Annotated in this window: 21 protein-coding genes; 7 read left to right on the top strand and 14 right to left on the bottom strand. The window is 36.3% G+C overall.

Annotated features, from left to right (window positions below):
* Positions 1-116: 116 nt before the first annotated feature.
* Positions 117-836, top strand: coding sequence for a LytR/AlgR family response regulator transcription factor (locus tag DW114_RS04320; protein WP_117452563.1), 720 nt, complete (start codon positions 117-119; stop codon positions 834-836).
* 37 nt (positions 837-873) lie between these two features.
* Here the strand turns inward: DW114_RS04320 and DW114_RS04315 are convergent, their stop codons facing one another.
* From DW114_RS04315 to DW114_RS04290, 6 genes are all read right to left on the bottom strand, one after another.
* Positions 874-1533, bottom strand: coding sequence for a YczE/YyaS/YitT family protein (locus DW114_RS04315; protein WP_117452562.1), 660 nt, complete (start codon positions 1531-1533; stop codon positions 874-876).
* A gap of 101 nt (positions 1534-1634) precedes the next feature.
* A complete protein-coding gene (locus DW114_RS04310; protein WP_117452561.1) occupies positions 1635-2111 on the bottom strand; it encodes a PTS sugar transporter subunit IIA in 477 nt (158 codons plus the stop codon).
* 1 nt (position 2112) lies between these two features.
* Entirely contained in the window at positions 2113-3444 is a 1332-nt protein-coding gene (locus tag DW114_RS04305) for a 6-phospho-alpha-glucosidase (RefSeq protein WP_117452560.1), read from the bottom strand.
* 17 nt (positions 3445-3461) lie between these two features.
* Positions 3462-3965: a hypothetical protein gene (locus DW114_RS04300; protein WP_117452559.1), complete on the bottom strand. Its 504-nt coding sequence runs from the start codon at positions 3963-3965 to the stop codon at positions 3462-3464.
* 18 nt (positions 3966-3983) lie between these two features.
* Positions 3984-5564 carry an alpha-glucoside-specific PTS transporter subunit IIBC gene (locus DW114_RS04295; protein WP_117452558.1) on the bottom strand — a complete coding sequence of 527 codons (1581 nt, stop codon included), beginning with the start codon at positions 5562-5564 and terminating at the stop codon, positions 3984-3986.
* A gap of 734 nt (positions 5565-6298) precedes the next feature.
* Positions 6299-6892: a TetR/AcrR family transcriptional regulator gene (locus DW114_RS04290; RefSeq protein ID WP_117452557.1), complete on the bottom strand. Its 594-nt coding sequence runs from the start codon at positions 6890-6892 to the stop codon at positions 6299-6301.
* A gap of 228 nt (positions 6893-7120) precedes the next feature.
* Here DW114_RS04290 and DW114_RS04285 point away from each other — a divergent pair, with 228 nt between their 5' ends.
* The gene (locus DW114_RS04285; protein ID WP_117452556.1) at positions 7121-9112 is read left to right on the top strand and encodes an FAD-dependent oxidoreductase; all 1992 of its coding nucleotides are present in this window, start codon (positions 7121-7123) and stop codon (positions 9110-9112) included.
* Positions 9113-9126: 14 nt separating this feature from the next.
* Positions 9127-10026, top strand: a complete 900-nt coding sequence (locus tag DW114_RS04280; RefSeq protein ID WP_117452555.1) for a cupin domain-containing protein — start codon at positions 9127-9129, stop codon at positions 10024-10026.
* A gap of 87 nt (positions 10027-10113) precedes the next feature.
* On the opposite strand, the gene DW114_RS04275 is transcribed toward DW114_RS04280, so the two are convergent.
* Positions 10114-10620 (bottom strand): GyrI-like domain-containing protein, encoded by a 507-nt coding sequence (locus DW114_RS04275; RefSeq protein WP_117452554.1) that lies wholly within the window; start codon positions 10618-10620, stop codon positions 10114-10116.
* Between the two features lie 245 nt (positions 10621-10865).
* On the opposite strand from DW114_RS04275, the gene DW114_RS04270 reads away from it, so the two are divergent.
* Positions 10866-12443 (top strand): AAA family ATPase, encoded by a 1578-nt coding sequence (locus tag DW114_RS04270; RefSeq protein ID WP_233509580.1) that lies wholly within the window; start codon positions 10866-10868, stop codon positions 12441-12443.
* A gap of 41 nt (positions 12444-12484) precedes the next feature.
* A complete protein-coding gene (locus tag DW114_RS04265) occupies positions 12485-14050 on the top strand; it encodes an AAA family ATPase (RefSeq protein ID WP_117452553.1) in 1566 nt (521 codons plus the stop codon).
* Positions 14051-14313: 263 nt separating this feature from the next.
* Here DW114_RS04265 and DW114_RS04260 read toward each other — a convergent pair whose 3' ends face one another.
* From DW114_RS04260 to DW114_RS04225, 7 genes are all read right to left on the bottom strand, one after another.
* The gene (locus DW114_RS04260) at positions 14314-14829 is read right to left on the bottom strand and encodes a YbhB/YbcL family Raf kinase inhibitor-like protein (RefSeq protein WP_117452552.1); all 516 of its coding nucleotides are present in this window, start codon (positions 14827-14829) and stop codon (positions 14314-14316) included.
* A gap of 77 nt (positions 14830-14906) precedes the next feature.
* The gene (locus tag DW114_RS04255; protein ID WP_117452551.1) at positions 14907-15272 is read right to left on the bottom strand and encodes a winged helix-turn-helix transcriptional regulator; all 366 of its coding nucleotides are present in this window, start codon (positions 15270-15272) and stop codon (positions 14907-14909) included.
* A gap of 179 nt (positions 15273-15451) precedes the next feature.
* The gene (locus DW114_RS04250; protein WP_117452550.1) at positions 15452-16102 is read right to left on the bottom strand and encodes a YggS family pyridoxal phosphate-dependent enzyme; all 651 of its coding nucleotides are present in this window, start codon (positions 16100-16102) and stop codon (positions 15452-15454) included.
* 652 nt (positions 16103-16754) lie between these two features.
* Entirely contained in the window at positions 16755-17237 is a 483-nt protein-coding gene (locus DW114_RS04240) for a YfbM family protein (RefSeq protein ID WP_117452549.1), read from the bottom strand.
* Between the two features lie 36 nt (positions 17238-17273).
* Positions 17274-17519: an immunity 17 family protein gene (locus DW114_RS04235; protein ID WP_002596447.1), complete on the bottom strand. Its 246-nt coding sequence runs from the start codon at positions 17517-17519 to the stop codon at positions 17274-17276.
* A gap of 3 nt (positions 17520-17522) precedes the next feature.
* Positions 17523-18326, bottom strand: coding sequence for a helix-turn-helix domain-containing protein (locus tag DW114_RS04230; RefSeq protein WP_117452548.1), 804 nt, complete (start codon positions 18324-18326; stop codon positions 17523-17525).
* 47 nt (positions 18327-18373) lie between these two features.
* Complete coding sequence (locus DW114_RS04225) at positions 18374-18781, bottom strand: DUF4259 domain-containing protein (RefSeq protein WP_117452547.1); 408 nt, start codon at positions 18779-18781, stop codon at positions 18374-18376.
* Between the two features lie 355 nt (positions 18782-19136).
* On the opposite strand from DW114_RS04225, the gene DW114_RS04220 reads away from it, so the two are divergent.
* Both DW114_RS04220 and DW114_RS04215 read left to right on the top strand, forming a co-directional pair.
* A complete protein-coding gene (locus DW114_RS04220; RefSeq protein WP_117452546.1) occupies positions 19137-19550 on the top strand; it encodes a cysteine-rich VLP domain-containing protein in 414 nt (137 codons plus the stop codon).
* 111 nt (positions 19551-19661) lie between these two features.
* A complete protein-coding gene (locus DW114_RS04215) occupies positions 19662-20057 on the top strand; it encodes a replication initiator protein A (RefSeq protein ID WP_002596451.1) in 396 nt (131 codons plus the stop codon).
* Positions 20058-20127: the final 70 nt, after the last annotated feature.

Raw genomic sequence — 20127 nt, 5'->3', positions numbered from 1 at the left:
GAATAATTGTATATTATTATAAATGGATATTAAAGCCTAAAAATAGACGCTTTTTTAATTTTATATACAAAACATAATCTTAGTGTTATCCTTTTCATATAAGGAGTGATTTTATCATGAGAAATATCGCGATCATAGATAGTAATAAAGATTTTCGTGAGCTTATAAGAAAAACGATTGATTCATTTCCTAGCTTGAGCAATGTAGATTATCGTATATACGCTTATAATTGCGCAGATGAATTTCTTAAATACTTGAATCAGATTCATATGGATATTATATTATTAGATATTGAAATGTCAGGTACAAATGGGTTAGAAACAGCGGAAATTTTACGTGATAAAAAAAATCAAGCAATCATCATTTTTATCACATCTAATATCGATGACATGAACGATGCTTTTGGTTTGAATGTGTATGGATTTATTGATAAACATGAATTTATGACATCTTTTCCAAGTGTGTTTTTAAACTGTAATGAATACTTAGAACGAAATATATATTTACTATTTAAGACGAATACAGGTAATTTAAAGGTTAGAAAAAATGATATTATATACGCATCTTTTGAAAAAAGAAAAGTTGCACTTTATACAAAAAAGGAAAAAATATATGTAAATCTTGTATCATTAACAAAGTTCTTCGATTTGGTTAAAAGTTGTGGGAATTTTATATATATTAATCGAAGTACCGTTATTAATCTTCATTATTTAACGAGTATATCAAATTATGAAGCAAACCTTTCTGGAATATTATATCCTATATTAATTAGTAAAGAAAAATATAAAGAAGTTACTATTCGATTTATGAATACTTTGCCTTATAATAATTATTAACGAAGTCTATTTTCATACGATGAAAGTAGAAAACTCATTAAGGCTGTTCAAATTGTTTTTCTACCAGAGAATCGATCAAATTTAGTTTTAGAAATATCGGATGCAACAGCTTCATAAAAATACCTAAGGTAGGACCGAATATCAACATACCCAATACTGTCCCAATCCCTAAAGATAAAGGGATAGGAAATACTATGGTTAACAGGATAACACCAGCTATACTTATGATATCCGCAAGCTGACGCACTTTGTGAAATTCAATTGGAAAGATACGTGATAGCACCATGCAAAAACCTTCTAATGCCATGGTCACTTTATTGATCAGCATTACCATGGATACCCCAAGTGCACATATCATATTCGCTAAAAGATATAAAAGAATCCCTTGCCATATAGATGTAACTTCAAAGGTAAATACTGTACTAGCCGCAAAATTAACAATAACGCCAAGTACCATGCAGAAGGGAACTTGCAGCAGGTGTTGAAAGGTGAAGTTTTTCCTTAACAGTATCAGCTGTCCAATCACACACATACAATTAAAGATGATACCAGCTGTACCTACTTCGATACCAATGATATCGGAAAAAGATTTTGCGAATGCATCCCATGCCCCCATGCCAACGTTTGCTTTGATTGTTAAGGCACATCCGAATCCGACAATCATAAAGCCAAACATGATAACAATATATTTTTTCATTTTTTATCCTCTTTCTAATAAAAGAAAGGCTGTCAACTGACAACCTTTTCATGTGATGGTAATCAGGCATATCACATGGTGATTACACGATTTTCATCATCTTACTTATATGTTAGTAATTCACTTGTCCCCTTATGCATTTCTTTGTTGGTATGATAGCTTACCAGTTGATGATTTTTAGGATCTACAACAATCAACATCGTTGTGTCTTTGTAACCTTTTTCTTTTACCAGTGTTGCATCATAAGTAACAAGCAGATCTCCTTTGTGCACATAATCCCCTTTTTTCACATGAGCACAAAAGCCTTCCCCCATAAGTTCTACGGTATCAAGACCAATGTGAAGCAATAACTCCATACCATCTTCATTGATGATACCTAACGCATGTAGACTATGCTCCATGACCATGGATATTTCACCATCGCAAGGCGAATAGATTTCACCGGATGAAGGGATAATGGCAATCCCATCTCCCATCATCTTTGTGGCGAATACATCATCAGGTACATCTTCAATTGGAATACTTTGACCATTTGCGAAAGCGTACAGTGTTTTTACTTTCTTTTTAAAGAGTCCCATATTATTTTAATTCAGGCCAGAAGTCTTTGTTTGCTTCAATTAAATCATCTAGGATCAGTTTCGCAACTCTTGCGCTAGGTACGATCTTAGATAATGTAAGTGCCTGCCATAATTTCTGGTAGCTTCCTGTAATCCAAGCATCTACAACTAATTTTTCGACAGAAACCTGCTGTTCCATCAAACCTTTCTGGAATTGAGGGATAGCACCCTGTACGATTCTTTCGTATCCGTTTTTACCAACGATACATGGAATTTCAACCATTGCGGTACGATCAAAGTTTTCAATAGCACCTTCATTAGGTACGATCAATAACATCTTTTCTTTTGTATTCTTAGCGATTGCACAAGCTAAGTCAACGATATATTCAGCGTGAGCATCTGGCTCAAAACCACAACCAACAGCTGTACCTTTTGCGATAATTTCACGACAAGCATCGAAGATGTGTTTTTCACGGTGTTCCATTACTTCGTTAGCACGTGTGTGGTTTGGATCTGTGTGTTCTACTACATAATCTGGGTATAAGTAGTATTTTAAGTAAGTATTAGGGATAGTATCTGGATCAAGTGCATATACATCTTTTGCTTTTGCAAATGTTTCAATCCAGCTTGGTTCTACGTGCTGATTTGTTTTAGATAAAGCATCTGCGAAACCGTTTTCTGCCATGTGTTTTTTGATTGCTGGCATTAAATCGTTTCCATATTTATCTTCGATTTTGTACCACCATCCAAAGTGGTTCAAGCCATAGTAACCAACTGACATTTCTTTACGAGATGATAATCCAACCATAGTAGCCATTTTTTCTTCCAAATCGATAGGCATATCACAGATATTTAAAATCTTAGAATTAGGACGTAATCTACGTGTTGCTTCTGCTACGATTGCTGCTGGATTTGAGTAGTTTAACATCCAAGCATCTGGTGAATATTTTTCCATGTAGTCAAGGATTTCGATAACCCCACCAATAGAACGCATACCATAGGCGATTCCACCAGGACCACAAGTTTCCTGACCAACAACGCCATATTTCATTGGAATTTTTTCATCTTTTTCACGCATTGCATATAATCCAACACGGATGTGGCACATAACGAAGTCAACATCTGTAAATGCTGTTTCTGGATCTGTTGTATAGTTGAATTCTACTTCAGGAGCATTTTCGTGCATATAGATTTCACAAGCTTTTGCGACGATTTCCTGACGTTCTTTGTTGTTGTCATAGAAGCAGATCTTTCTGATTGGGAAACGCTCCATGTGATCTAATAATAATAAACAGATTCCTGGTGTGAAGGTACTTCCTCCACCTGCGATAGTAATTGAATATTTCTTTTCCATTTCCTTTTCCTCCTATTTTACATTAAACGAATGGTTGCGAATAAACATACAGAACTTAGAGCTACGATTAGAAAGCTGCCTTCTCCATACAGGAATGAGTTTTTCAATGTCAATTCATGCATGGATTTTTTTAATGGAACTTGATAATAGTTCACAGCTTTATAGAACAAGAAGGCAAGCATCAGAAAGTAGAACAGATTCATTGTTAAAGCCTGGGCAATTAACAGTGCTGCCATATTGATTACTGCGAAACTGAAGTTTTGTTCTTTCAGCTTCTTCTCCATCAAATGAAGTAGATATGCAATATATGGATTCAACATAGATATCAGAAATAAAATGGTAATGTTTGCTTCTTTGGCAATGACTTCCTGAAACCCTACGCCCAGCATCATTCCCCTTAAGGTTACATATACGTAACAGATGATTGGTGTGATTGCCAGAAAGACTTTCACAATGTTGAAGTAACGATCCATTTTCTTTTCTGCGGTTGTCTGTTTTACTGTTCTGATTTTCTTTGCCATCATGATCCCTGCTTTCTTTTATAGTAAATGCTCAAAGTCATCTCTTACTTGAGGTACAGACAGGCCGACAATAACCTGAATGTTTTTCTTTGTTGCTTTGATTCCATGTGTTCCAATGGATTTGAAGTATTTATCATTTTGTACTAGATTTTCATCTTTTACATTGACACGTAAGCGGGTAACACAGTTTGTGACATCCACAATGTTATCTTTACCACCAAGGGCTTCCAGAATCTTTTCTGCTAATGTATCACCATGTGATGCTGTTTCTGAAGAGCCTTCGATAGAACCGCCATTTTGTTTTTCACGATATTCTTTTTTACTGTGGAATTTGATTTCTTCATCATCTTCACGTCCTGGTGTTTTGAAATCGAATTTTAAGATCAGGAAGCGGAATACGACGAAGTAGATACCTGTAAAGATCAGACCTACAACAAGTAATGTTAAGTATGTTGACCAGTGACTTGCCATCAATGGAATGAAGTTTAAGGCAGACATTTCAATCAAACCACCAGCCAGTACACCAACAACGCCACAGATATAAGCGACGGTTGCCAATGTTGCGGCTAATAAGGCATGTACAACGAATAATGCTGGTGCGATAAACAAGAAGGTAAATTCAATTGGTTCTGTAACACCACAGAAGATTGCGGTTAATGTGATAGGAACCAACAGACCTGCAATTTGTTTTTTCTTGCTGTCTTTTGCAGTTACATAGAATGCTAAGGCAATACCTGGACATCCAAAGATTTTTGATAGACCAGTTAATGTTGGCCAAGCATATGGTGCTAATTCTTTTAGAGAACCAGAATTTGCGGCTAACTCAGGAAGCTGTGTTGCCCATGCAGAATATACACCACCAGCGATTACGGCTGAATCATAATAGAATGGGAAGTACAATAAGTGATGTAATCCAAATGGAATCAAGATACGTTCCATGAAGATGAATACCCATACACCAAGCGCACCTGCATCAGAGATGAATCCCTGGAATGCTCTCATTCCACTTTGTACCATTGGCCATAACCATGCAGATAATAATGCAACTGGTACTAATGCGAAGAATCCTACGATAACTACGAAGCTTGAACCACTGAATGTTCCCATCCATTCAGGAAGTTTTGTATCGAAGAATTTGTTGTGTAGCATGATAACGATACCTGAAATCATCAATGCACCGATCATACCCATGTCTAATGTTTTGATGTTGGCTACCATTGTCAAACCGCTGGTACCACCAACTTCTGTAGCGAAGTCTACACCAAAGTTTGCTCCCCATTGACTAAGAATGGTACTTAAGAAATATTGGAATGTTAAGTAAAGCACCAATGCTTCCATACAACAGCGTGCGTGCTGTTTCTTAGCCAGACCAATTGGTAAGCCAACAACGAAGATCAGTGGTAATTGGTTAAATACTGTCCAACCACCTTGCAGCAGGATGTTCCATACCTGATACCATAAACCATTTGGATCAGCGAGGCCTCCCATAATTGCTTCAGTCGTGAACAATGTCGATATACCTATAACGATACCGGCAAATGCAAACAGTAGAACAGGCGTGAACATTGCTCCACCGAAGCGTTGAATTTTTTGCATCATATCAATTTCCTCCTCCTTGATATCTCTTGCACCGTTATCTTAACTCGTCAAGAAAGCGATTACAACACTTTAGCTATCATTAGGGAGTAGGTAAGATTGGTTAGGATTTATAACGTAACCCGTGAATTTTCACGGCATGCGAAAAAGCCTTTAAACACGGCGTATTTGAGGGCTTTATGATATTTCATGTGAGAAAATGAAATTTAAATATGACACTTTGTGTTCAGATATTTAAAAAAACAGCTGGAATACAGCTGTGAATACCTAATATCTATATTTATTTGTATGAATTAAGGGTTACTTTACTTTTGATAGAACATTCATGATTGAAATTGATGTGATCTTATAGGTTTACGCGCGCGCACCATAACGCGCGCGAATAAAATTTTATGATTTATTTCACCGCGCGAAAAACCGCGCGCATGATTGGATTATAAGAGTTTTGTATTTTGTCATATTTCCTTCCATAAACCGATAATTGGCCATTTTCATTTAACTTTTTTGATTATCTATATGCGTGATTTTTTGATATATTTTATAAATAGAACTAAATCTTTCTTTTATTTATATTAAAATATCTTAATTTTATTTGAACTTTTATTATGTTTTCGCGCGCTTTTCGCGTTTTTTTCGCGCGCGTTATAAAATACGCGCGGCATATCTGGTAAATATTCTAAATATGCATATCTAAAAATAAAAAGATCAGAAAATTCTGATCAATATACAAAATACTATTATGTATTAGGTGTAATAAGAAACTGTTGTAACATAAAATCTAAATCTTTTTTTGACTGTTGTAATAAATCATAACCATAATCATGTAGACACCAGTCAAGTATCGTTCCTCGTCCAATGCGTAATAATACACTGGTGATTTCATCGGCATCCATATCATTTTTTATAATATTTTGTTCTTGCGCTTTTTTTACATAAGATAGCACTCCTTGATAATAGGGGCGTGTTTTCTGTGTAATATAATTATTAGATATAGATAGTTGAGAAATATATAATTCCTTCGCAAATCCTGATCCATTATCAAAAACATATTTGGTCAAGCTTAGAATAATATAACGAATCATTTTGATAGGATCAGTTTCTGTAACATGTTTTAATTCTTCTTCTAATTCTTCATCAAAGCTCATAAAACCCTGTGTAATTAAATCTTCTTTCGATTGATAATGATGATAAAACGCACCTGTTGATACATCACTTTTCTCACAAAGTTTTCTTATGGTTAAGGCAGGATATCCTTCATCACGTATTAACTGATAGGCTGTATATAATAATTTACGTTTTGTTGAAATTGCCTGTTCTGCTCGTTTTCCCATATGACTGCCTTCTTTCTATTCGATAAAAACATCTTTATTATAACGGATTTGTTTTACTTAAGAAAGTCTTTTCTTTTCGTGATACGTAAATGAAGGAAAAACTAAGATGTATAGGAAACTATGCTGAAAACGATTACAAAAGGTGTTGACAAATAGGGAAAGCAATGATATATTGAATTTAACATAACAATGTTCGGCGAACGATGTTATTCAATTAGGAGGTATAAAATGAATAAGAAGTATGCACCACTTTTTGAACCAGCTTATATTGGTAAGCTGAAAATCAAAAATAAAATGGCTATGGCACCGATGGGACCAATTGGTTACGCTGATCCACATTATGCGTATAATCAACGATTACAAGATTATTATGTTGAACGTGCGAAAGGTGGTATTGGGTTAATCATTACCGGAGTAACCACAGTAAATGTTGATGTAGAAGGTATTGAAGCACCTGGGATGCCTTGTGTAACCAAATGTCCTAAAGCATTTGTCCACAATGCAAGTCAAATGAATGAAAGAATTCATGCTTATGGTACAAAGATTTTCCTACAGATGACAGCAAACGCTGGTAGAAGTACAATGCCTGGTATGGTAAAAAACATGATTGCGCCATCTGCGCAAGGCAATCGATTTGATCCAAGTGTACAACATCGTGAAATGAAGAAAGAAGAAATTGCACAATATACAAAGGACTTTGTGAAAGGCGCTATGATTGCGAAACGTGCAGGTTTTGATGGGGTAGAAATCCATGCAGTACATGAAGGATATTTGCTAGATCAGTTTGCGATTGCTATTTATAATCATAGAGAAGATGAATATGGAGGAAGCCTGGAAAATAGATTACGATTTGCTACAGATATTGTGAAGGGTATCAAGAAAGCTTGTGGTCAGGATTTCCCAGTATCGTTACGTTTTAGTTTAAAGAGTTGTATGAAAGCATTACGTCAGGGAGGTTTGCCTGGAGAAGAATATGAAGAAGCAGGTCGTGATATCGAAGAAGGTGTAGCTGCCGCAAAAATTTTAGTAGCTGCAGGATATGATGCTTTGAATGTTGATGCTGGAACATATGATTCTTGGTATTGGAATCATCCACCAATGTATTTTGAAGAAGAAGGAATGTATCGTCCTTTTGGTGAAATATTGAAGAAAGAAGTGAATGTTCCAATCATTCTTGCAGGTAGAATGGAAAATCCAGATATTGCTGTTGAAGCACTGGGAAAATCTTGTGATATTGTTGAATATGGACGTCAATTATTGGCTGATCCTGATTATCCAGAAAAACTTAGAATGGATCGGCTTAAGGAAGTTCGTCCATGTCTAGGATGTCATGAAGGATGTCTTGGAAGAATTTCTAAAGGACCTATTTCATGTGCTGTTAATCCTGCTTGTGGTAGAGAAAGCATCTATGGCATAACACCAGCTATGAAAAAGAAACAAGTATTAATCATTGGTGGTGGTGTAGCTGGTTGTGAAAGTGCAAGAGTTGCTGCTTTAAGAGGACACAAGGTTACATTGGTTGAAAAAAGTGACCGTCTTGGAGGTAATTTAATACCTGGTGGAATGCCTAGCTTTAAGCATTATGACCATGATTTAGTAACATGGTATGAACATCAGTTAAAATTATTAAATGTAGATGTACAATTAAATAAAGAGCTAAGTGTTGAACAAATTCGTAACAGTGATAACGATGTTATCATTACAGCTACAGGTTCTAAACCAATTGTTTTACGTCAGGAAAAGTTAAAAAAAGCAGTTGTTGCAGATGATGTTTTGATGGGGCGAGTTCATGTAGGCGATCAGGTTGTTATCATTGGTGGTGGACTTGTCGGGTGTGAAACAGGATTATGGCTTGCTCAAAAAGGTAAACAAGTCACAATTATAGAAATGCAGAAAGAAATTCTTGGAGGACCTCATGGTATGCCATTTATGAATTATTCTATGCTTACTGATTTGATGAAATATCATCATATGCAAGTATTGACCAATACAATGGTAGAGGAAGTAAAAGATGACTCTGTTACAGTGGTTCAAAATGGCATAGCATCTACATTATCTGCAGATACAGTGATTTCAGCTGTGGGATATAAATCAGAAAATACGTTATATGAAGCAATACGTGATTTAAACAAACCAGTATACAATATAGGCGATTCTAATCAGGTACATAATATTATGTATGCAATTTGGAATGCTTATGAAATTGTACGTAATATTTAAGGAGAATCATCAATATGAAAAAATATGAACATTTAATTATTCCAGATATTCAATGGGTGGATAGTCTGCCTGATCATGAAGGGTCCGTAGGAGGAAAAGGATTCCCTGTGCTCATGAATGGCGACTTAGTTCCTGAAGCAAATGCCTGGGTATGTCCAACAATGTTTCAGATTACAAAACGTCAATCAGATATCGTTGCAAGTGGTAAAGCACCAAAAGCAAATATGCATATCCATGAAGCTGATGAAATGTATTTGATATTAGGAGATAAAGGTGCCGTCACATATCGTATTACACTAGGTAACGATATTTACTTATTGGATTCTCCATGTTGTGTATATATTCCTGCACAATTACCACATGCTATAGAACCTGTGAAATATACAGAAGGATGTTATGGTGGTTCTTGTCAAATATATCTAAATCGTGATTATATTACAAAACCAGTTCCAGAAAATCCTTTACAGATGGAACATACGGAACAATTGATTGTTAGAGATATCCAATGGGTTAAGAATTTACCAGATCATGAAGGTTCTGTGGGAGATAAAGGTTTTCCGATTTTAATGAATGGAGATTTAGTACCACAGGCAAACGCCTGGTTATGTCCAACAATGTTTTTAGCAACTAAACGTCAGGTAGAGATAGTCGAAAAGAATACAGGACCAAAAGCAAATCCACATATTCATGACGATGATGAAATGTATCTGATTTTAGGGGATAAGGATAAAGTAGAATTTGAAATTGGATTAGGCGAAGATTTATATCGATTAACTTCCCCATGTTGTGTTTATATACCAGCGGGCGTTCCTCATTCTATTCGAGCAACGAAGTTCACAGAAGGATGCTATGGCGGATCATGTCAGATATATTTAAATCGTGATTATGTCACAAAACCAGTTCCAGAAAAATAGTATAAAAAGAATATTTCCATTATGATATAGAAAAAATAAGAGATTTCAAAAATGATGATTATTCATTTAAGAAACCTCTTTTTTATATTAATCTTGAATCGCAATCCAAACTTCTACAGAACCATCTTCCTTATAATGTTCAATATCTGGTGCGTTTGATTTCATCTTTCCAGTAATATATCCCTTGTTTAAAGGTTTATATTTATATTTTGGCAGCCATTTCGTGATTACCTGTGCTTCTGTTTTTCCAATAGTATCAATGGTACATGGAAATATTGCCCATGTCATTGTGGGTACTTCATACATGGTAAATGTTTGATCAATCATTACATCACTAGATACCGCAATCATATAATCAAACTTACGAGCATCAGATGCATCTGTATTATAGATATTCATACCAAACAAACCAAATGGCTCTTGATTAGATAATGGTAATAAAGCGGTATGTTTTTCATTCATTTTAAAATCGGACCAAAATGATGGGATTGCTGTTCTTGCTTCTTTCTTTTGATTTGTTGTATGTAGCGTATATCCAATGACACGAAATGATGCTTTTTTCTCAATACGAAATGGGGTAGTTGTCTGTTTCATTAGGATCTCCTTTATATTATTTTAATTATCCATATACTACCATGTTTTAAAAAATGGTTCCTCTTTTATTTGGTACAGCTTAAAGAGAAAAGTATAAAAAAATACCTATTACCATGGATAAAAATTTTTAAAGAAATCAATTGAGTAAGCGAAAATAATTATGAATATGTGGTACAATAAGGAAAGGTATAAGAACAGCAATATATATAATATATCGAAATAAGTGCGATAGGAGAGTGTGTATAATGATGAATAATAGTTATTGGAATCCAGATAATGAAGATTTTAAAATATCATGTAATGGTAAAATTTATGTGGACAAATCCATGTTAATTGATTATACAAATTCAATTTTACATACACCAGAGAGATTTATTTGTGTATCAAGACCAAGAAGATTTGGAAAATCAACGGATGCCAATATGTTAGTCGCATATTATTCAAAAGGTTGTGATTCAAAAGCCTTATTTGATCATTTAAAAATTGCACATAGGGATAGTTATAAAAAACATTTAAATAAACATCATGTTATATATTTAAATATGCAAAGCTTTGTTAGTAATCAAGAAAACATACAAGAAATGATTAAGTTTCTAACAAGTCAAGTCATATTAGAATTAAAAACTGAAATTTCAGACGTACAATTTCAAGATGAAACAAAATTGCGTCTTTGTTTAGAAGATATCTATCGTTACAAAGGTGAGAAATTTGTTTTTATTATAGATGAATGGGATTGTATATTTAGAGAATTCCCAAATGATTTGAATTCACAAAAAGTATATCTTGATTTTTTAAGAGATTTATTAAAAGATAAGAAATATGTATCACTTGCCTATATGACAGGAATATTGCCAATAAAAAAATATGGAACACATAGTGCCTTAAATATGTTTAAGGAAATATCTATGATCAATCCTACACCAATGGAAAAGTTTATGGGATTTACAAAAGAAGAAGTGAAAAAGCTATGTGAAGAATATCAGATAGATTTTGATGAAATGAAGGCATGGTATGATGGCTATCATTTAAATAAAGAAGTATCTATATTATCACCACGTTCTGTTGTATTTTCATTAATGGACCGTAAGTTTAAAAATTATTGGGCATCTACTGAAACTTATGAATCACTGAAAGTATATATTGATATGAATTTTGATGGGTTAAGAGATGATATCATCAAACTATTGGCAAGAAAAAGAGTTATCATTAATCCAAGTAAATTCCAAAATGATATGACAACATTTCAATCAAAAGATGATGTGTTCACACTACTTGTACACTTGGGATATTTAGGATATGATGAGGAAACAAGTGAGGTATATATTCCTAATAATGAAGTTGTAGAATCTTTTGTCAATTCAATAGAAGATTCCAATTGGGGACCAGTAAGTGAATCATTAAGGAATTCCATGAATCTGATACAGGCAACCTATGCTTGTGATGGGGAACAAGTCGCAGAATATATAGAAAAAGCGCATTTAGAAACCAGTATCTTACAATACAATAATGAGAATGCGTTGGCATATACAATCTATTTAGCATATATCATGGCACGAAATGATTATACGATGGTAAGAGAATTCCCTAGTGGAAAAGGGTTTGCGGACGTTGTATTTATTCCACGATATGATAAACCTGCGATGATTATTGAACTAAAATATGATCAAGACGTGGATAGCGCGATTAAACAGATTAAAGAAAAGAAATATTTCTTTGGCTTAGAAAAGTATTTAGATAATTTGTTGTTGGTAGGTATCAATTATGACAAGAACACAAAGAAACATACATGTACAATAGAGAAATTTAGATATGAAAAACATTAAGATTTTGCTATAAAATAAGAAAAGAAAGCGTGGTGTTATTTATGGGAATATATTTAAATCCAGATAATCAAGATTTTTATATGTCATATAATGATGATATCTATGTGGATAAATCAATGTTAATAGAATATACAAATTCAAGATTAAATAAAGCAAGTCGTTTTATATGTGTATCGAGACCAAGAAGATTTGGAAAATCTACAGATGCGAATATGCTAGTTGCATATTATTCTAGGGGTTGTGATTCACATGAATTATTTAATGCTTTGAAGGTTTCAAAGTTACCTGATTATGAAAAACATTTAAATCAACATCATGTAATACATCTGAATATGCAGGAATTTTTAAGTGATGCAAATTCAATAACTGAAATGATAGATATCATAAATAAAGAAGTGATGAATGAACTATTAAAGGAGTATGATGTTGACGTATTAAGACCTAGTTTGAAGAATTATTTAAATAAAATTTATAATGATTATAAAGAGTCCTTTATTTTCATCATAGATGAGTGGGACTGTATATTTAGAGAATATACTGAAGATAAAGATGCACAAAAAATATATCTTGATTTTTTAAGAGATTTATTAAAAGATAAGAAATATGTATCACTTGCCTATATGACAGGAATATTGCCAATCAAAAAATACGGAACACATAGTGCCTTAAATATGTTTAAAGAAATATCTATGGTTAGTCCTGATCCTATTGAAAAATTTATGGGGTTTACAGAAGAAGAAGTGAAAAAGTTATGTGAAGAATATCAGATAGATTTTGATGAAATGAAAGCATGGTATGATGGCTATCATTTAAATAAAGAAGTATCTATATTATCACCACGTTCTGTCGTATTTTCATTAATGGATCGTAAGTTTAAAAATTATTGGGCATCTACTGAAACCTATGAATCTTTGAAAGTATATATTGATATGAATTTTGATGGATTAAAGGATGATATCATTAAGCTATTAGCTAGAAAAAGAGTCATCATCAATGCGAGTAAATTTCAAAATGATATGACAACATTCCAATCAAAAGATGATGTGTTCACACTACTTGTACACTTGGGATATTTAGGATATGATGAGGAAACAAGTGAGGTATATATTCCTAATAATGAAGTTGTAGAATCTTTTGTCAATTCAATAGAAGATTCCAATTGGGGACCAGTAAGTGAATCATTAAGGAATTCCATGAATCTGATACAGGCAACCTATGCTTGTGATGGGGAACAAGTCGCAGAATATATAGAAAAAGCACATTTAGAAACCAGTATCTTACAATATAATGATGAGAATGCGTTGGCATATACAATCTATTTAGCATATATCATGGCAAGAAATGATTATACAATGGTAAGAGAATTTCCAGGTGGAAAAGGGTTTGCGGATGTCGTGTTCATTCCAAGATATGATAAACCTGCGATGATCATTGAACTTAAATATGATAAAGACGTGGATACTGCGATTAAACAGATTAAAGATAAGAAATATTTCTTTGGCTTAGAAAAGTATTTAGATAATTTGTTGTTGGTAGGTATCAATTATGATAAGGAAACAAAGAAACATACATGTATGATAGAAAAATATTCTAATCAAAAGAATTAAAATTTTTTCATCAGCCTAGCTTATACTATATAAACTAAGGAAAAAGGTTGTCAATCAACAACCTTTTTAGTATTCATGATATCTTGCTTTGTAAATTTAAACTTAATTTGTTCACCATAAAGTTTTTCTATGATATCTAATTGCTCATCAAAATTCCTGCAAAATGTTTTAGATTTTACTTCGTGAATTAATGTAAATATATCCTCATCTAAAGGAATTTACGCACGCATATATAATATATATAATAAAAATACTTGGAAATATTACGATACCATATCAATTTTTTGATAGATACCTTTTAATACAGATTCTCCAAGGATGTGACCACTCATTTTATGAAATAATTCATTTAAATAGAAGCCGTTTTGTAAATCAAGTAATTGATCCAATGCATAAACATGAAGTTCATACATATGAGATTTATCTGGTGGTGTCATGCCTCCATAAAAACTGGCTTGTTCTATGGAAAGTTCATTTCCTTGTATACTAATCCAGCTATTTGCACCTTGTATAAAATCTGAGGCTGTTAGGCTTTCATTTTCGTATACTTCTTTGCGTGTAAGATTCGCGCCTATCCAATGAATCCAGGTAAATCCAGTAACTGGATAAGCATCTTTATCTTCCAGTACAAAGGCATATGAAACTGTTTCATGGGGTGCATCTTCAATTCTGAATGGAAGCGAATAGCAAGGAATATGATGAGAATCAAAACATGTTCCATACATACCAAATTCTGAACGTATGATGCCGTTTTCAATTCCTTTACTTGTGACTTTCATATCATTACCTCCTCGTTTATGTAAGAAGTATAACAGGAAAGGTTTTCGTCGTAAATTACCCACTTTTTTGTGGGTATCTAGTCTGGAATAATATGCTTTTTCAATAATTCTTCTGCTTTGCCATTTTTTTCAAGATATGTGATACCTATATGTTGCATAATACGCAATGCCTCTATGATTTCTTTTCCCATAGGATCACTTAAATAATATTCCACATGAAGAGGATATCCGGAATACGTCTGTTTCTCTACAAAGCCATATTCCATTAACTCTTTTAAGTGTTGCAATAACATTTTCTGTGTAATACCTTGTATATCCTGTTCAAGCTTTGAAAGTGATGTTTTTCCTAAGCGAAGCCGCCATAAGATAATTGGTTTCCATTTGCCTTTAATCATATCATGTACTAACTCAAGTGGGCAGGTATAGTCTTCTCTCATTTTCATTGTGATTTAGCTCTCCTTATATTATTTGATAATTATAAATCTTTTCGCAATATGAATTAACCCTAAAATTTAGGGTTAAATAGATGAATCTTACCCTAATTATTAGGGTATTACCTATGGTGATATGTTTTAGTATAGAAAACAAGAAGACTTTATATTCGCCTTCTTGTTTTCTTCATTTATTTATTGTAATTTCGTTTTCCAAAAATAACACTGCCAAGACGTACCATATTGCTGCCATGTCTTAAGGCAATATGATAATCATCACTCATACCCATAGATAAATATTTAAATTTATCTTCACCATATTCATTTTGTAATTTTATGAATAAAGCATGCATTCTTTCAAAACAACCTTCAATTTTATCTTCATCATCTGTTAAAGGGCCAACACACATTAAACCCTGAACATCTAAATGTTCCAAACGCATGCACTGCTTCACAAAGCTAGGTGCTTCTTCCAACAATACACCCGTTTTTCCTGGATCACGGCTGATATTTACTTCAATCAGTACTGGCATGACTTTATTAATCTTTGCACATTGTTTTTCAATTTCTTGAGCAAGACGATAACTGTCTAAACTTTGAATCATACTTGCTAAAGGAACAACATCTTTTACTTTATTTCTTTGAAGATGTCCAATCATATGCCATGTATAATCAGGATTATATTTATCTTTCATTTCCTGTACTTTATTTTCGCCAAAGATACAGCAGCCTAATTTATGTGCCTCGTCGATTTCTTCCTTCGTATGCATTTTACTAACTGCAACCAAAGTAACATTTTCAGGCAATTCATTTTGTATTTCTTTTAGTTTATCTTTGTTCATGATATACACCTCATTTACCTTAGATATTATAACACGAATTGTATAAAGGAGTATGGTTATTTGTAGAACAGTTTAGGTCAGTTTACAAGGAACTACACGCAGACCACGAAACGGGGGCTGCTGACAACAAATAAAGGTTGAGTATCAAGCACCGGGAAAGTGCGAGATATTCAGCCTGTTTTGTTGTCCGGGGTTTCCAAAGGGGCTTGCCCCTTGGCACACGACTTTGCTTGCAAAGTGTAGTGTGTTATACGCTCTGTCGGCGTTGCCGTAAAAATGCCATTGCCGCCGGGGAGGGCAAGGGCATTTGAAGCGGCAGGAAAACGGGGCTGTGATTGCGTGGCGTGGAGCCGCAACCGCAGGACTGGTTTCATCAGCAGACAGGGCGTATATGAAAGCCCCCGTCCCTCGTCCCACGCCAGACTTCGGGACAAAATGTCCCGAACTTGTGGACACACTCTCGAAAAAGCAGCCAGATTTTTCTCTCAAAATTGAAATGGGCGGGAAGCCATTTTAAGGGCTTTCCCGCCTTGATTGCCTATTAGCAAAGGCGGACGGGACTGTCAACGGCGGCGCATTTATGCGCCGTTCATCTTGACCGTTGACTGGATCGGCTGACTTTGCTATTTCAGCAACAGTTGAAATTATACAGTTAATAGATTGACACTAAAACGGCGCTCTCTTGTGCTGCCATTTTTTCATAAAACTTTTTCAAATTTTCAAATGAATTTCTTAAATCATCTTTAATTTCATCTGCTTCATCTTCGTATCCCCAAATATTGGGGTAAATATCATTTTGGGAAAACGCACTCATATCAAATTTATCAAGATATGTTTCAAAATCAATTTCTTGCAACGCCCTGGCTATTTCTTTCACCCTATCAGCTTTCGTTCCAGATATAAAGTCTTCTTCAGATATATTGAACTGTCCTACAATCGCTTCACTGATTAAATCATCTTCAATCGGTTCGCTGGCAGATTTCCCCGTCAGTAAAAAATGAAGTGCGTCCCACATTTTATCTATATCACAAATTTCTATGTCCTCACTTTCTTGTAATTCTTCCACATCATCAAGGCACATGATTTTTTCTAATTCAATGTCAGTGGTTGGTTGATAATTTGCAATCATTCCCATTTGCATTTCCTCCATATTTCGATTTGTTCTTTTGCTTTATCTTCCCACAAAAAGAAAGAAAATCCCACAAGCAATAATTACAACGCCCAGAACGCCCATAAAGACACGATACCCGCCCTGTCCGAATATGTCATAGATAAAGCGTCCGGGGCCGTTTGGTCTTTCTCCATCCGGGCTTGTGACCCACCGCCAGTTAAAAATTGCTCCCAACAGTGTCAGCCCACCGCCCGCAATCACCACATACTGCCAGTGGTCTTTTAAGTATGCAACGACATTCTCCATGTACTACCCCCTTTTTCCTCGCTGTGGGTTCGGATTTTTCAGCAAGTCGGACTTCTCCGAAATCTTTTTAAGCCATTTCTTTTCTTCCTCGGACAGCTTCTTATAATTCAGCCGAAGCCGTTTGCAGATAAACGCCAGCGACGCTTGCTCCGGGTCGCTGTCCTCTCTGGCAACTTCATCGGCGGCCTGCAACAATCCTTTCAGCGGGTTATCCTCCGGGACGCTGAAAAAATCGTCCCTGTGGGCTTCCCGCAGGTCAAGAGCTATGCTGTTTATGTCCTGCTGTATCACATAGCGGCAAAAGCTGTCGTCGTCAATATGGGCGGCGACAAGCTGTCTTAACTGCGGGTCGGTCAAGCCGGGATTGTATTGTTTCATAATGGTTGCGCTCATGGTGTCCACTATGGCGTTTACGGTCTGCACCTGCTTCACCGCCACGCCGTTCACATAGATTTCAAGGTCAGCCATGAGCCGGGGAAAATCCGGGTGCGCCGCCAGTTCACATAAAAGGGAATTGTCCACCCGCCCGCTTTTCAGCAGTTCAATCATATCGTCACTCAAACGCAGGTCTGCAAGATCGGCGTTTGGGTGATTTTTTGTTTCGGACAACCCCAGCAGATAATCGGAGGTCACGCCGTAAAACTTCGCCAGCTTGATAAGGGCATAGTGGCTGATGTCCTTGAAGTCCTCCGCTTCATAGCTTCCCAGCGCAGACTTGGAGAGGTGCGTCTGCTCCGCAAGTTGTTCCAACGTCAGCCCACGCTCCACACGCAGGTCTTTCAATCGTTCTTGTATGGATAATTCCATGCTCTCCCTCCTCATCTGCCCGATAAATAAGCGATAATAAAAGCTATTTATTGTTGAAGCCTTTTCTTTATTGAGAGTTTATCCTCTTTCCATGCTTCATACAATTCCTCGTTTTCTTCCCACAATTCTTTTAATTCGGAATTATCAGAAAGAACAGCGTCAATGGCTTTTACAGCTTTATGTTTGAGTGGAGAGAAATCAAAGCACTTTTGCAATCTCGTCCATTCAAAATAATCATCACCATCACACCTATATTGAGTATCATTTATAACACTGTCAATAAATGCGGCTGATACCAAAGCATAATGCGCTTCGTCGTAACCGACATATTCTGCCTGTATAACCTCATCAAAGTATCTTTCAATATCAGCGATTATATTTGATGATGCTTTAAGGTCGTCCAAAGCGTCATATGCAGTATCATCATCAAAAACGCCATAATTCCATGCGCCCATATATTTTCCTCCTATATTTTTTCCCTTATTTCGATTCGCTGTTTGGATATTTTTATTGTACCACAATTCCGAGAGCGTGGAAATAGGGAGTTTTCCGGGCTGATTTCCGACTTTATGGATATACGGGACGGACGGTCATTTAGGTGTAGACTTAGGTTAGTTCATCGGTGAACAGCACCTTGAAAACAGGATGACCGTCCGAAAAGGAATATCCCGGCAGGGGAAGCACCGCAACGAGCCAGCTTCGGGACAAAATGTCCCGAAGTCCGGGGAGCGTGCCAACGCCGGAACACGCCGCAGGAATGGGGCAGGAAGCCTTTTCGGGGAGAACGGCAGCAAGGAAACGGAGGAACGCATGAAAGAAAATTTATACAAGCGATTGCCGTCCTTGGAGCGCAGGCCGGACGGTTCCCTCTACCGCATGACACCGGCGCAGAGGAAACAGGCAAACAGCCTAATCCGCTGGGAGTGCTGCAACTGTGAGGGCGGGGACTGTATCGCTCTTGACGACGGGGACGGTCATACCTGCCCGCAGATGATTTCTTTCTCGGTCTGCTGTAAGTGGTTCCGCTGGTCGGTCTTGCCGCTGGTCGGAACACTGGAAGCGGAAATTTTCCGGGATAAGGACTTGAAACGCTGTGAGGTCTGCGGCGGCGTGTTCGTCCCAAAGTCCAACCGGGGGAAATACTGCCCGGACTGTGCCGCCAGAGTTCACAGGCGGCAGAAAGCGGAAAGTGAACGGAAAAGGAGGTCGAGTGTGGACAATTAGGCAGGAAAAAAGCCTTGATTTATAAGGATTCCAGAGGGCAGAACCGGGGCAGGTCATATAAAATATCGTCTGCCCCCGGAAATGCCGTTCTAACTGTCCACAAAGCACACTATGACAAACACGATTTATATTCATCAACCGGAGAAATCGGTCAGCTTCACCCGGCTCCCGAATTTTCTCTTTGAAGCCCCTACATTTACGCCCCTGTCCAATGAAGCGAAGATACTGTACGCCTTTATCTTGCGCCGGACGGAGTTATCCCGCAAGAACGGCTGGGCGGACGAGTACGGGCGCATTTACCTGTATTATCCAATCTGCGAGGTGGTCGCCCTGCTCCACTGTGGGCGGCAAAAGGCGGTCAACACCTTGCGGGAATTACAGTATGCGGGGCTTGTGGAGATACAGAAACAGGGCTGTGGAAAACCAAACCGTATCTACCCAAAATCCTATGAAGCGGTTTCAAACACTGACTTCAAGAAATCCGGTTCCGGTACGCCGGAGGGCTGAAAACCGTACTCATGGAGTACGATAATCAATCCTCTTGAAGTACGAAAACTGGACGGTATATAGAAATACA

It is taken from the genome of Absiella sp. AM09-50, from assembly GCF_003433845.1.
GTDB lineage: Bacteria > Bacillota_I > Bacilli_A > Erysipelotrichales > Erysipelotrichaceae > Hoskinsella > Hoskinsella hominis.
The sequence above is the reverse complement of the archived record's forward strand: the minus strand, read 5'-3'. Positions and strand labels throughout refer to the sequence as shown.

What these genes read in the sequence shown, in the direction of transcription:
- DW114_RS04320 (WP_117452563.1), top strand. Translation starts at nt 117, where the DNA reads ATGAGAAATATCGCGATCATAGATAGTAATAAAGATTTTCGTGAGCTT.
- DW114_RS04315 (WP_117452562.1), bottom strand. Translation starts at nt 1,533, where the DNA reads ATGAAAAAATATATTGTTATCATGTTTGGCTTTATGATTGTCGGATTC.
- DW114_RS04310 (WP_117452561.1), bottom strand. Translation starts at nt 2,111, where the DNA reads ATGGGACTCTTTAAAAAGAAAGTAAAAACACTGTACGCTTTCGCAAAT.
- DW114_RS04305 (WP_117452560.1), bottom strand. Translation starts at nt 3,444, where the DNA reads ATGGAAAAGAAATATTCAATTACTATCGCAGGTGGAGGAAGTACCTTC.
- DW114_RS04300 (WP_117452559.1), bottom strand. Translation starts at nt 3,965, where the DNA reads ATGGCAAAGAAAATCAGAACAGTAAAACAGACAACCGCAGAAAAGAAA.
- DW114_RS04295 (WP_117452558.1), bottom strand. Translation starts at nt 5,564, where the DNA reads ATGATGCAAAAAATTCAACGCTTCGGTGGAGCAATGTTCACGCCTGTT.
- DW114_RS04290 (WP_117452557.1), bottom strand. Translation starts at nt 6,892, where the DNA reads ATGGGAAAACGAGCAGAACAGGCAATTTCAACAAAACGTAAATTATTA.
- DW114_RS04285 (WP_117452556.1), top strand. Translation starts at nt 7,121, where the DNA reads ATGAATAAGAAGTATGCACCACTTTTTGAACCAGCTTATATTGGTAAG.
- DW114_RS04280 (WP_117452555.1), top strand. Translation starts at nt 9,127, where the DNA reads ATGAAAAAATATGAACATTTAATTATTCCAGATATTCAATGGGTGGAT.
- DW114_RS04275 (WP_117452554.1), bottom strand. Translation starts at nt 10,620, where the DNA reads ATGAAACAGACAACTACCCCATTTCGTATTGAGAAAAAAGCATCATTT.
- DW114_RS04270 (WP_233509580.1), top strand. Translation starts at nt 10,866, where the DNA reads ATGATGAATAATAGTTATTGGAATCCAGATAATGAAGATTTTAAAATA.
- DW114_RS04265 (WP_117452553.1), top strand. Translation starts at nt 12,485, where the DNA reads ATGGGAATATATTTAAATCCAGATAATCAAGATTTTTATATGTCATAT.
- DW114_RS04260 (WP_117452552.1), bottom strand. Translation starts at nt 14,829, where the DNA reads ATGAAAGTCACAAGTAAAGGAATTGAAAACGGCATCATACGTTCAGAA.
- DW114_RS04255 (WP_117452551.1), bottom strand. Translation starts at nt 15,272, where the DNA reads ATGAAAATGAGAGAAGACTATACCTGCCCACTTGAGTTAGTACATGAT.
- DW114_RS04250 (WP_117452550.1), bottom strand. Translation starts at nt 16,102, where the DNA reads ATGAACAAAGATAAACTAAAAGAAATACAAAATGAATTGCCTGAAAAT.
- DW114_RS04240 (WP_117452549.1), bottom strand. Translation starts at nt 17,237, where the DNA reads ATGGGAATGATTGCAAATTATCAACCAACCACTGACATTGAATTAGAA.
- DW114_RS04235 (WP_002596447.1), bottom strand. Translation starts at nt 17,519, where the DNA reads ATGGAGAATGTCGTTGCATACTTAAAAGACCACTGGCAGTATGTGGTG.
- DW114_RS04230 (WP_117452548.1), bottom strand. Translation starts at nt 18,326, where the DNA reads ATGGAATTATCCATACAAGAACGATTGAAAGACCTGCGTGTGGAGCGT.
- DW114_RS04225 (WP_117452547.1), bottom strand. Translation starts at nt 18,781, where the DNA reads ATGGGCGCATGGAATTATGGCGTTTTTGATGATGATACTGCATATGAC.
- DW114_RS04220 (WP_117452546.1), top strand. Translation starts at nt 19,137, where the DNA reads ATGAAAGAAAATTTATACAAGCGATTGCCGTCCTTGGAGCGCAGGCCG.
- DW114_RS04215 (WP_002596451.1), top strand. Translation starts at nt 19,662, where the DNA reads ATGACAAACACGATTTATATTCATCAACCGGAGAAATCGGTCAGCTTC.